Origin of the sequence: Tumebacillus sp. BK434 (genome assembly GCF_004340785.1) — a bacterium.
Taxonomy (GTDB): Bacteria; Bacillota; Bacilli; order Tumebacillales; family Tumebacillaceae; genus Tumebacillus_A.
Genome location: NZ_SLXS01000002.1, coordinates 87,106 through 99,923 on the forward strand (window position 1 = coordinate 87,106; position 12,818 = coordinate 99,923).

The 12,818-nt window shown below is 52.2% G+C and carries 11 protein-coding genes and 1 pseudogene; 4 read left to right on the forward strand and 8 right to left on the reverse strand.

From position 1 onward, the window contains the following. Positions 1-38: 38 nt before the first annotated feature. Positions 39-1,475: an ABC transporter permease gene (locus tag EV586_RS04870; RefSeq protein ID WP_132943958.1), complete on the reverse strand. Its 1,437-nt coding sequence runs from the start codon at positions 1,473-1,475 to the stop codon at positions 39-41. 1 nt (position 1,476) lies between these two features. Next, entirely contained in the window at positions 1,477-2,577 is a 1,101-nt protein-coding gene (locus tag EV586_RS04875) for an ABC transporter permease subunit (RefSeq protein WP_132943959.1), read from the reverse strand. 279 nt (positions 2,578-2,856) lie between these two features. On the opposite strand from EV586_RS04875, the gene EV586_RS04880 reads away from it, so the two are divergent. From EV586_RS04880 to EV586_RS04895, 4 genes and pseudogenes are all read left to right on the forward strand, one after another. Then, positions 2,857-3,342 carry a hypothetical protein gene (locus EV586_RS04880; protein ID WP_165898285.1) on the forward strand — a complete coding sequence of 162 codons (486 nt, stop codon included), beginning with the start codon at positions 2,857-2,859 and terminating at the stop codon, positions 3,340-3,342. Positions 3,343-4,641: 1,299 nt separating this feature from the next. Next, a pseudogene (locus EV586_RS21810) lies at positions 4,642-5,397 on the forward strand (ABC transporter ATP-binding protein); the annotation flags it as partial. Continuing rightward, a complete protein-coding gene (locus tag EV586_RS04890; RefSeq protein ID WP_132943962.1) occupies positions 5,397-5,966 on the forward strand; it encodes a MauE/DoxX family redox-associated membrane protein in 570 nt (189 codons plus the stop codon). The pseudogene EV586_RS21810 and the gene EV586_RS04890, both read left to right, overlap by 1 nt. Before the next feature lie 10 nt (positions 5,967-5,976). Then, entirely contained in the window at positions 5,977-6,522 is a 546-nt protein-coding gene (locus EV586_RS04895) for a peroxiredoxin family protein (protein WP_132943963.1), read from the forward strand. 90 nt (positions 6,523-6,612) lie between these two features. Here EV586_RS04895 and EV586_RS04900 read toward each other — a convergent pair whose 3' ends face one another. From EV586_RS04900 to EV586_RS04925, 6 genes are all read right to left on the reverse strand, one after another. Then, on the reverse strand, positions 6,613-8,136 hold the full coding sequence (locus EV586_RS04900; RefSeq protein WP_132943964.1) for an ABC transporter permease: 1,524 nt from the start codon (positions 8,134-8,136) through the stop codon (positions 6,613-6,615). Position 8,137: 1 nt separating this feature from the next. Next, complete coding sequence (locus EV586_RS04905) at positions 8,138-9,205, reverse strand: ABC transporter permease subunit (protein WP_132943965.1); 1,068 nt, start codon at positions 9,203-9,205, stop codon at positions 8,138-8,140. 148 nt (positions 9,206-9,353) lie between these two features. After that, on the reverse strand, positions 9,354-10,826 hold the full coding sequence (locus EV586_RS04910) for a hypothetical protein (protein WP_132943966.1): 1,473 nt from the start codon (positions 10,824-10,826) through the stop codon (positions 9,354-9,356). A 91-nt stretch (positions 10,827-10,917) separates the two neighbouring features. After that, positions 10,918-11,130, reverse strand: coding sequence for a hypothetical protein (locus EV586_RS04915; protein ID WP_132943967.1), 213 nt, complete (start codon positions 11,128-11,130; stop codon positions 10,918-10,920). A 318-nt stretch (positions 11,131-11,448) separates the two neighbouring features. Further along, positions 11,449-12,069: an arylformamidase gene (gene kynB / locus EV586_RS04920; protein ID WP_132943968.1), complete on the reverse strand. Its 621-nt coding sequence runs from the start codon at positions 12,067-12,069 to the stop codon at positions 11,449-11,451. A 16-nt stretch (positions 12,070-12,085) separates the two neighbouring features. After that, positions 12,086-12,805, reverse strand: coding sequence for a PH domain-containing protein (locus EV586_RS04925; RefSeq protein WP_165898288.1), 720 nt, complete (start codon positions 12,803-12,805; stop codon positions 12,086-12,088). Positions 12,806-12,818 lie beyond the last annotated feature (13 nt).

Consider the following 12,818-nt stretch of genomic DNA (forward strand, 5'->3'; position numbering starts at 1 on the left):
TCTGCGCCGATGCGGGTTTTTCTTGGAGAACTGCAGGATTATTCGTTTGTGCCGGAAGTCACGCGCTGCATATGATTGAGTCTTATTTTCCATTCCTGCCGGTTGTTTGAACCATCTGTAATGCTGAGCGTGGCTTCAAAGATGGGAACTTCATTATCTTTCGAAACAATCTTCAAGTCGGAGACCCCGCCAAACTTATAATTTTGTTTTGAAAATAATTCCATCCACTTATCAAATGGCGCCGGGGGCAAATCTTTGGACGAGGTCCCGTTTTGAGAATTTGGATCGAGATAAGTTTGAGCGTAGTCCCACTTCCCTTCACTCATGTAGGTCATAAACTTATCGGCGGTGTCTTGGATGGCAGGTCCGGATTGTTTCAGCATGATTTCCTGATTGGTCAAAACGTGACCTGTACCATTCTGCTCAGGTGTCGATACAACCGGTGTATCGGAAGGGGGATTCGAATCCTTATCGGAAAGGAACAGATACAGTGATACACAGGCTACAGCAAGTGAACCGCAGACAATTGCAAGTTGAGATTTGGTCAAAGTAGGGGAGCCTCCTTGATAGAGATATGGTTTGCTCAGTCTTTTTTGAATCTGCTTCAAAAAATAAGAAAGTATCAGAACGGAAACAGCCAAAAATGAAATGGGGGCCAAAATCAGCCAGGGGAAGTGCATAATGTGCCGGAATCCGGAAGCGATGAGAGCGCCCCACTCACCCGAACTGGAGGTTGCGATCACCCAACTGCCACCGCCCTCAGAAGAGTTCGCAGCATCAGCGCCGATAAAGATGCCGACAATCGCGAGTTGGGCAATCAAGAAATAAATTTGGACAAGCTCGACGAGGAATGCATATCCAAGCTCCGGCCATAAATGAGGCAGATGGTGGCGTGTGATGATGCGAAACTTGGAAGCGCCGATGGTCTGAGAGGCAGCGATGTACAAGTTTTGCTGCAACGCTTCGACACGTTGAGCAAATTGCAAGGCGAGTGGGAAGACTCCGATCAACACCATCAGCCCGGATAAGAAAATCAGAAAATAAAATTTGTCCAGATGGTCTCGAAAACCGTAGATAGTAGGGTAGATAAATAAGAGCCCCGGAATCGATGTGGTTGCCGAACTGAGCATGGTCACCCACAGCTTCCCCTTTCCCAAGGCTCCGGTGAGCAGTCCCAGCGGCACTCCGATGAGAAGCCGAATCACGCAAATCAAGAGTCCAAATCCTAAGGTGTACTTGGCGCCGTTGAGCAGTAAACTGAACAGATCATTACCTCTGTGGTCAGTTCCAAGCCAGAAAACGGAAGAGGGCGGGTAGGGCGGAGGACCATGCTGGGCGGAGTACTCGAGCAAAACAGGATTGTTTCCTTGCAAAGGGTGAGGTGTGAGATAGCCGCCGTAAACACATACCACCACCAAAAGGATCAGGAATATCCAAGCGAGACGATATTGAAGAGTGTGTTTGAAGGTGCTCATCCTACGACCCCTCTTTCGTTGAAATAATCAACTTATTACGAAGAAGCGCCACAGCCCCATGGGTCAGGAGAACGAAACCGGCTAACAGAATACAGGTCGTGGGCAAAGACGTGACGCTCAAAATATAAGGATTGATCGCATAACCGCCCAAACCGAAGATTCCGGTCATGATCTCGACGATTACCAAACTCGCCACGCTGATTGAAACGATGCGGGGAATCACAGACAACAGGTCGTCCAGCGTATTCCGAAACAAATGCCGCAACACGACCATGCGCTTCGTAAGACCTTTTGAGTAAGCCGTTTTCACATACCCTTGCTCCCATTCCCGTTCGAAACCGTTGCGCAGAGTGCCATATGTGATCATAAAGGGAAGTATCATGATCGAGAGGAACGGGATGAGAAAGGGAATCTGATTCACGTACTGCATGATCAGGATTACATTATGGCCGGCCGCTTTCGAAAGAAGGATAGCGACCGTCTGCAAGGCAACCACCAAAAAGACGTCGGGCAGGCTCATGATCAACACGTGAAGCTTGTCAAAGATCCCGGCAAGAGCGTGAAAGCGAGTTGCCATCAGGGCAAAGAGGATGCCCAGCACCATTCCACCGGTCAGGGCGGGAGCGAAATAAGACAAGGACCGCAACAGCATATCCGGAAGTAAGTGATTGATCGAGTACGCTCGCCCAGGCCTTTCCACATAGACCAGCTCGCCAAACTTCCCATCCAACATCTCCTGCAGATTGGTTGTGACGGCATGCCTGTACAATTTGAATGAAAAGTGAGGTTTGACCGGGATCATGGTGACCCCGCCAATGCTGTTATCCTTTTGGAATTTGGCGACATAGGATTGGTTCTCACCGTAGGGAAGCCCGATTAATCCTGTTGTCTCATCAAGTACAGAGATCTCCGGATACCGTGATCGCAATTCTTCGAAAGTACCCTTTTTCACTGACACGCGCACTTGGTCAGGCTCGAAGCGTTCGATCCCTTTATGCAGATTGCTTAAGAAGAAAACTCCTAATATTACGAAAACAACAACCAGAGAAGCTCTCAAATACATTGTTTTCATACCTATCACCATGCTTTCTTTTTCTATCACGCATTGTATCACATTTATTGTAAAAAGTGGTATAACCCATGGCTTTATTAACAGAAATTCGAAACTATGAATGGGGGATGGGTTTGTGAGAAAATACTTAATTTGGTTTTTTTCTCAAGAAATGTATTGTATAATTCTGTCTGTAAATATATAATCCTGTCATGGAGTTATTTCATTTTCCGAATAAGTTAATCGAGGGTGATGTTTATATTTACCGATCTTTTGATTCCTCTTGGATGGGTATTACTCGCTCTACTTGCTTGGCGTACAACGAGAGAGATGAAACACCAAATTGAAAAACTTCCTGAGAAAGTAGACATGCCGAAACTGGAAAAATCACATCCGTTGGTGGGACGGAAAATTACTGACTTTCTGGCTTTGCCGGAAGATCGCCGCGAGGGTTACAGAGTGTTCTTGTTCGTATCGCCGGATTGTCCTTCCTGTTTTAAAGGAATCGAAGACTTGCTCGAAATGGACTTGGATGTACCACGACACGTTTCATGCTTCCTGCTTGCTGATGAAGGTGAAGATACGAGCAAATTCTTCACGTTTTATCAAGAATTGATGCCCATCAGCATAATTCCGACCAAGTTTGCAAAGCAGGAAATGAAAATAGAAGTTGTGCCCAGCTTTGTTGTCATCGATGATGCAGACTCGGTCTTGGAAGTTACGATTGTACCGTTGGCCGTACGGAAGTACTTTTCCGTCAGCTTGAAAGGAGGTGAGAGTAATGATGAAGTTGGTTTCGAAGTTCTTCGGGGTTAGTCCGGAGGGTGCTGGCAGCGATTGTGCTGGCTGCCTGTTGACCGGTGTAACATGCCAGTCGGTACCGGATTGTGGTGGCACTTCCTGGGGTAAAGGGAAATATAATGCGCAATTCGATTGCACTTCCGGTGCACTGTGCTACATCAGTAATTTTATCAAGTGCGGCTGCTAGTCAGTTATACAGTTTCTTACTTGTGAGGTCATTTTTATAAATGACCTCTTTCCTACATTATCGAAAGCAGGAGGTCATGAATGGCCCAGCGCAGACTACTTCAAGCATTTCTCTTCGTTTGGACGCAGGGAAAGTGGTGGTTGTTCCTCTCTGTACTATATGGCGTTTTGCAAGGGCTGTCGCCGATGGCTGCGATTTGGCTCACAAAGGAACTGATTAACACCATTGTAATGTTTCTAAACGACAATGAGGCAAGGTATGGTCTGGTTCTCATTTTCTTGATAGGACAGTTTTCTCTGGCGGTATTCACTTCGATGTTAAAGTACGTCCAAGAGTATACAGACTTTCGGATGGAGAATCACATGGGACATTATGTGCAGTTACTGATGACGAAAAGAGCAGCGGCAGTACCGTTCCATTATTATGACCTGCCAGCGTTTCATCATCACTATGAACGAATTCAGGGAAGCGGAAGCCGAATTCTCTCTCCGATAAAGAATGTCATGCAGGTGCTGACTGCAGTTATTACCTTGGTGTCGATGATGATCTATATGTTGTCGATTCATTGGTTATTAGCACTTTCGGTGATCGTAGTGGCTGTTCCGCAATTATATATACAGACGAAACTGGGTCACCAAAGATTTTGGTTGAATCGGCGGCAAACTCCGACAGCCCGGGAAGCAAATTATATCGCTCGCCTCTTTTCTGATCGGCAGAGCGCAAAAGAAATTCGGCTGTTTGGGTTAGTGGACCATTTGCTGAGACGCTGGTCATCGAGGTATCTCAAAAATGCCCGTGAACAGATGTCGTTATTGACAAAACAGCAAAAATCCAATCTTGGATTAGATGCCATGTCGGCGGCTTTCTATATCATTTCTGCACTATTAATTATCTACTTGTTGCGACTCCGCTCTTTGCAAATTGGCGATTTTATTGCCATTGGACAAGCGGTTCAGGGGGCACAGAATGCAATAAAACAATTGACCCATTTGTTGGCGGCTGTCTATGAAGATCGACTTTATCTCGATGACTTCTTCAAGTTTCTTGAACTTGAGTTTGAGGAAAGGAAGGCGGGTGAATCGCGTGCATTCCCTCAACCGCTAAACAGCGGGATTACTTTTGAAAATGTCCACTTCCGGTATCCCGATTCAAACAGTTATCAGTTGAAGAATGTGTCATTTCAAATCGAGCCGGGAGAAAAGATTGCAATCGTAGGCGAAAACGGATCCGGGAAAACAACGCTGGTGAAGTGTATGCTCGGCTTATATCCGTTGGAACAAGGCAGTATTCGATACGACGGAATACCGATTGAAGATTTTGAGGTCCAAGAGTTGCGTAAACATTTTACCGTCATCTTTCAGGACTTTGTGAAATATTCGTTTTCTGTGCACGACAACATCTCCTTAGGGGATGTAGAACGGGACGTGGATGAGGAAAGGGTGACATGGGCATCCCGAACGAGCGGCGTTCACGATTTCGTGGAGAAATTTCCGAATGGGTATGAGACGCCTTTGGGGCGCTTTTTAGCGGAGGGAGAAGATTTGTCAGGAGGACAATGGCAAAAAATTGCCTTAGCCCGTGCAATTTACAGAGATGCTCCAATCATAGTGCTCGATGAACCCACATCGGCCCTTGATCCAATAGCAGAGATGGACATTTTTGGTAAATTTCGCGAAGTGACCGAATCGAAAACCGCCTTTTTTATTTCACATCGCATGGCTGCTGCTAAGATGGCCGACCGAATTTTGGTAATGAAATCGGGGGAAGTTCTTGAGATGGGAACTCACGATGAACTCATGCGATTGCAAGGGGAGTACTATCACATGTTTACCTTGCAAGCTAGTTGGTATGAGCGGCAGAACGAAATTGCGGAGGTGGTATAATGGACGTATTTGTTTTGTTGGTCCGGGTGTTGCTGGCCGGAATGTTTTTAAGTGCAGGACTTTCCAAGCGAAAGCAGATTGATGAACACATTGCGATCGTCAAGGAGTATCGCATTCTCCCAGGAAAATGGGTCTCCAGCTTCGTGAAATTGGAAATTGCTTTCGAAGTATTGGCTGGAGTTCTCTTGATCGTTGGTATACTTACCAGTTTGTCTCTTGTCCTCGCATTGCTGCTGTTCACTTCCTATACAATCGCGATAGTTGTCAACTTGCTGCGTGGAAGGAACGAGATTTCTTGCGGTTGCGGCGGCGTTGCGGGTAATCATAAGATTTCCTGGTGGTTAGTCGTGAGGAACGCAGTTTTAATGATGGGCAGCGCGAGCGCCTTGTATACCGGCAGCGCTTTAGGAAATGTCCAATCTTTGCTGGAAGGGCAGAAGTGGAGCGCGATCTATGGGTATGAGTACTTTATGATCTTGTTAGCGGCAGTTGTCGTGCTGATGACGTATCTTCTCTTGACTGATTTGATTGGAGTCGGCAAAAGAATGAATCAATTATTTGAAGAGTAGGAGGCGCAAAATGGATTCCTTTTTGTACATCTCAAACGCTATATTGTGGGTGTTTATGATCATCCAGTTGGCGATTCTCGTCACTTTTGCGAAATTAGTGGCAAAATTCCTGAATCGGTTTCATCTGTCTGGGCGTCAAGCTGCGATGCTGTCTTTGCAAACAGGAGAGAAAGCTCCTTTATTTCGTGAAAAGGATCAGAATAACAATATGATTAAGTTGTCCGATTATGATGGAAACAAAACGCTGTTGATTTTTAAAAGTGATTCTTGCCCGGTCTGTAAGGACCTTTTGGACCAGCTTCCAGCATTGAAAGAAGCGGCTGCTTCCACGCGAATCATCGTGGTTGCAGCTGAAGGGGACAATGTCACGCACCAAGACTCTGCAAATGGAATTCATTTTGTGAGATCTAATGAGGTTATCAGCAATTATTTCATCACAAAATTCCCAACGGTTCTGGTAATCAACGAATATGGAACGATCCTGAACATTGAATCGGTTGGACATTATGAGCAGGTTGAACAAATGCTCTTTGGACGAACGAGACATGCGAGTTAGTAGGAGACAAAACGCAAGAATCAAAAAGGAGAGCCGACGAGGCTCTCCTTTTCCTATGTGATTCACCGTTTCATACTGCGGACCTCTCACTTACTTCGAGTTCTCCGGCTTGGTCAGTTCGCCGACGGCGCGGTTGCCGTTCATCGGGAGGTACCATGTCTCCTGCTCGCCGTTGGGACCTTTGACTTTGATCTCGATCTGGAGCAGGTCGATTTTGGTGGTTTCGTTGAGCTCTAACTGTTTGTCGGAGCGGGTGATCGCGCCGAACTCTACAAATTCATAGCCTGCTTGCAACTTGGCCATCCAGCCGTCAAACGGCGCGAACGGCTTCTCGTAGTTCGACAAATAGCTCCCTCTGCGGCCGGGATCGAGGTAGATATAGGCTTGCGCGTAGTTCCATTTGCCCTCTTTCAAGTTCTTGATGATGCCGGTCGCCGTGTCTTTCATACCTTGTTCCTGCCGCTTGATCTGCTTTTCGAACTCCTGTTTGATCGGGTCGACCGTCTCCTGCTGCACCTGTGCGGTGGCGGTGATGACGGTCGGCGACTTGTTCGGCAGGAAGACGACGATCAGCACGCAGGCTGCAACGACGGCAGTGCCGAGCGCCAGGACCGGCTTGTTTTGCAAAAGCGGCTTGGTGCGGTACAAGTACGGGCGCGCCAGGCGTTTTTGCAGCTGCTTGGAGAAGAAGGAGAGGATCAGGATCGACAGGGTCAGGAACAGCCCGGCCCCGAAGAGAATCCACGGATATTGGCGCAGCGCGCGAGAACCGTAGGAGATCATCCCGCCCCATTCGCCGGTCATCGTCAGCGTCATGAACTGCGCCGGCGGCCCGTCATCGAAGACGAAGCGCTCCCCGCCGCCGAGAAAGATGTTCAGGACGGCGAGCTGACCGAGCAGGAACAGCACTTGGATGAAATCGGTCAACAGCGCAAACCACATGTCGGGGCGCAGATGCGGCATCAGGTGGCGGAAGACGATCCGCGTCGTGGATGCGCCCATCGTCTTTGCCGCGCCGATGTACTCTTTGGCGGCGAAGAAGCGGGCGCGCTCCGCCATCTGGTGCGCAACTTGAAACACGCCGATCAGCACGAGCAGCGCGAACAGCAGAAACGCAAACATCATGATCTTCGGATCATTCGGATTCATCCCTTCGTTCATCCCGAGCAGCCTCGACAGCCCGTACAAAGTCGGGAAAATGAACAGCAGGGACGGCACGCCCGTCGTGATCAGCTGCAGCGTCTGAATGATCTTGCCGCCGCGCCCGGTCGAGCCGGAGTACAGCCCCAGCGGCAGCGCGATCAGGAAGCGGACGAGCGTGACGAGAAAGGCAAAGCCCAGCGTGTATTTCGCCCCGTTCAGCAGGAGCGACAAGACGTCATACCCGCGGTGGTCGGTGCCGAGCGGATGCGACCAGTCCGGGCCAAACGGCGGCGAGATCGGCGTTTTGACGCCGTTGACCATCTCATAGGTGATGCCGACTTTGTGCTCGGCGGTGATCTCGTGCGGCATCAGGTACGAGCCAAATACGGCGACAAACACGAGGGAGAGCAGCAGCGTCCAGGCCAGCTGATAGAGCAGGCGGTCTTTCATGGCTTCTCTGGCGGCGTTCATCTTACGCTCCCTCCTTCGTGGTCACGACGACGCGGCTGCGCAGGATGGCGAACAGTCCCTGCACGAGCAGCGAGAAGCCGGCCAGAATCGCGCAGGTCGTCGCCAGCGACGTGACATAGGCGATGTTTTGGTTGACCGCATATCCGCCAAGACCGAAGATGCCGGTCATAACTTCCACGACGACAAGCGAAGTCAGCGCCATGGAGACGGCGCGCGGGATGATCGTCAGGAAATCTTCCATCGTGTTGCGCATCATGTGCACGAAGATCACCGACGGGCGGGACAGGCCTTTCGCATAGGCGGTCTTGATGTAGCCTTCTTCCCATTCGCGTTCAAAAGCGATGCGCAGCGTCCCGTAGATCAGCGCCGCCGGCAGGATCGAGATCGCCAGCATCGGGATGAGCAGCGGTGTCTGCTTGACGAACTGCATGATGATGATCACCGGCGACCCGGCCAGTTTGTTGATCGCGATCGCCAGAAATTGCAGCAGCACGACCACAAAAAAGTCGGGCAGCGACATCAAAAAACTTTGCCCCGTGTCGAGCACTTTGCCCGCCTTGGGCTTCCAGACGGCGAGCAGCGCGGCAAGGAAGCCGAGCGTGATGCCGAGGAACAGGCCCGGCACGAGATAGGACATCGAGCGCTTGAGCATCTCCGGCAGCGAATCGGTGACCGGGATCGGCTGAGGGCGCGACATGAAGCCGATCTTGCCGAAGTCGCCGTCGAGATAGGACTTCATTTGCTCCTGCAACGCTTTGGTGTAGCGTGCCAAATCAAAGGAGGGCGCCGTGACCACAGGCAAGGTGAGCTGCACCTCTCTGTGGCGGGCGATCTGCCGCTCCAGCACTTCTTTTTTCCCCGCAGGGACGGCGATGTACCCGGCCGCTGCATCGGTGATTTTGGTGCCCGGGAACGCTTCGACCACGTGTTCCAGCTGGCCGCCCGGGAGCAGGACAACCTGAATCTCCGTCTTGGAGATCACGTCGATCCCTTTGTCGAGGTTGCTGATCAGCAGGATGCCGGCCAAGATGCCGACTGCGACCAGCAGCCCTTGTAAAATCCTTACCATCGTCAATCCCCTTCTCTCTGTATCGAAAACCCCAGTATCTTTCTATATAGACTTCGCTCTTACAGGAAATGTTACAGAAATTCTTCGAAAGTCGCAACTTTCTAATTTCTAAAGAAAAAGCCGCCCGAATGCACCGGGCGGCAGGTTCTTATTTTGGCTCTAACAGGTAGGTGCCCGGCACTTCGATCATCGAGCTCATCTTGGCCTGCATCTCGGCATCAGCGAGGCGGGAGACGGCGGCGAGGATTCCGGTGCGGGTTGTTTCGAACGCTTCGTCATGGGTGGCCGGGTCGGGGTGGAGGCAGCGCATGGCCGCATAGGCAGCGTAGTCGTACAGGTCGCTCTGCACTTCCGGCTCCGCAGCGGCGCCGGCCTGTTTGGAGAGGTAGCCGCGCATCTCGGCGATGCGGTAGAGCAGCTCTTTCCAGGCCAGCTTCTGCTTGCTGCGCAGACGGACTTCCGGGTCCGGCTCGGGCAGCGCGGTGCAGGAGAGCATGTCGCGCCAGTCGTGCCAGGCGTTCGGATCGAGCGATTCGGTCAGCTTCCGGGCGCAGAACTCATCGCGCGGCAGCAATTCGATCACTTCGCGGAACCCGTCGATGCGGTTGCGGACGACCGCTTTTTTCGCCCAGCGAACGTGGCGCTGCTGGTTGTCGAGGTAGCCATTGAAGCAGGGATGGATCGATTCGAACTCATGATCGCTCAGCGTGTGCGTCGCCAAGATCTGCTCTTTCACCGGGTTGTCCGGCGGGAAGAACTCGCCTTCGCCGAGCAGCATCAGCCGCTTGCGGTACATGAACAGCGACTTGTCGGTCACGCCTTCCACGCCGCCTTGCAGCACTTTGTAACGGTACAGGCCGTATTCCGGGAACGTCGTCACCGCCGCATAGCCGTCGTCGATCAGGTTGAGGTCATCGCGCACCGCCATCAGCTCGCGCATGATCACCTCTTCCATCACCGACACTGCGCCTTCAATATGCGTGAAATAGGTGATGTCCTCCTCCGGCGTGCTCAAGACGCGCGTATAGAGGTCATGGAACAGCAGGATGTGCATCATCTCATGGCTGTAGTTCTGGAACGGATAGCGGATCACCGAGCCGTCATCGCCGCCAACAAACGAAGCCCGGCGCTGATAGATGCGCCCATGCTCGGGGCGGAAGGCGTCCTGCGAGTTTTCATTCGGGTCGACGAACAGCTCGTAGCCGGCATTGTAGCTGTGAATCCAGACGGCCAGATAGGTCGGCGACAAAAGCAGCGCCGTGGAATGATTGATAATCCGGGCCGGCATGTTGAACATATGGTCGTTGATCTCCGGGCGGGCCGACAGATAGGCCATGCCGACGGACAGCGCCTGATACAGCTCAAACTCGCCTTCCGCGTTCAGTTCCATGCAAAAGCGGTGCAGCGCCTGCAACCAGGTCGTCAGCTTGTCGTCCGCTACGTCATAATCAGCAAAAAAGCGCTCCAGCGCCGCCTCGAAATCTTCCGGCTCGACGGTCAAAAAGACGTTCAGCCCGTCCACCCACAGGTCGGAGCCGATCTCAGTCTCGAACCAGCCGGCCTGGTCGTCGCTCAGCGCGCGAAGTCTATTATATTGAACCAAAAGGTCTGAGCTGTTCATAAGTTCTCATCCTTTGCGGAGTAATTTTCGTAGGTAGGGTCAACGGGTAGAAAAAGGCCCTTTCCCGGTCCGGAAAAGGGCACGGACGTGCTTAGATTTCAGTCGAGATGCCGATCGGGCGGGTGCTTTTCACTTCTTCGAAGTACTCAGCCGGAATGCCGATCGGGAAGAAATCTTTGACATTCGTAATTTCATTGGTAATGCCGGTCGGGTGCGTGCCTTTGACTTCGATCACGATCGGCGGAGCGATGCGGGACTTGTCGCCAAGCAGGGTAGTTACCGGAATTTTCACAACTTTTTTCATGATCAATTCCTCCTTCTCCTTAGAGTTCGACCAGGATGGTGATGTGGATCGCTTCTTTCACTTCGGTCACGCGCGGAGCTTGCACCGAAGCTTTGACAACCTTCTTCATCGGTTTCATGTCGGTCAGCCTCCTACAGCTCGGAAACGCGGCCGATCCATTTTACTTGCTTCACTTGCTCAACGAGAGTCGAGTTTACGGTTGCTTTCACCACTTTTTTCATAAAAGAAACACCTCCCTTTCACTTATACTTTAATGATAAATGGGGAGGTGTGTGCGGTCAACACTTTTCTACTAAAATATTAAGAAAATTACATGAATTACAATTGGCGCAATATCGCACGCACAGGTGAAGCATCGCTGCCGACCAGGTGCAACGGCAAGGCGATCAGCTCATAACGGCCAGGCGGCACCCCGTCGAGGCGCAGGTTCTCCAAGATGTGCAGCCCGCTTTTGAAGAACGCGTTGTGCGCATCGAGCGTCTTGCTGTCGGCCGGATCGACAGACGGTGTGTCGATGCCGACCAGCCGCACGCCCTGCCCGGCGAGGTACGACGCCGCTTCCGGCGCGATGGCGGTAAAATCGGTGCAAAAGACATGCGGGTCGGGGGAGGAACCTGTGTGGAACAGCAGGCGCTCGACGCCGTTCAACTCCAGCTTTTGCACGAACGCGAGCGTCACGAGCGGCATCGGCGGCACGGCGACGACCAGCGCTGCGCCGATGTACAGGTTCAGGTCGGCCTGCTCGGTCGTCGCCCCTTCGTCATGGTAGTGGTACGGCGCGTCGGCATGGGTGCCTAGGTGCGGGCTCATCGTGATCTTCGAAACGTTGCAGGAACCGCCTTCCCGCATCGTCAACACCCACTCCTGCCCAAACGGGGTGTCCCCCGGAAACGGCGCGGTCTGCTCGGAGACGGGCATGGTGATGTCGTAGATTTTCATGACGAAACCTCCCTTTCTAAATGGCAAACATCATCAGGGTCAGGATGGCGCTGAGCACCGGGAACAGCCACGGCTGCAGCCGATGCAGGCGCAACAGCGGACGGTAGAGCAGCACTGCGACCACAACCAGCGCGATGGAGCCTGCGTCAAACCAAAACGACCCGCTGAACACAAACGCATCTTCGAACTTGGCAATGACCAGATTCAGCAGAAAGCCGAACAGGACGATCGGCCAGATCGCCGGCGATTTTTTGGCGTGCGCGGGAACGTAGCCGCGGCCTTTGGACACGGCAAAACCGTCCGGAACGCGCATCGCGTTGCTTTTTGCCGCCAGCTCGGCTACAAACGCGTCTTCCACTTCGGCGGCCGGGGTCAGTCCGATCAGTCCGTCCTCCGTGTCGAGCAGCACGAGCCGGTCGCGGCGCGTCGCATACAGCGCCGCTTCGTAGCTGCCCAGACGGAACAGCCCGTAGGCATAGCCGCGGTAAATCTCGCCTTCGATGGCGAACGGCTTTTCCAAAAAGCTCTGCACGGTGATCGCTTTCACCTTCTCATAGGGCAGGAGCCATTTTCCTTTGTCCGAATGGATGACCAGTTCATAGCGCCCCAGCTCGTAGCGGACAAACTGCCGGGGCGGCCGGTACAAGCCGTTGTAGAGCAGACCGCCGGCACAAGCCAGCAGAAACGCGATGGTGAACCACGTCATATCATCGGCCAGCAGCACGACCAAAATCATGGCCCCGGCCAGC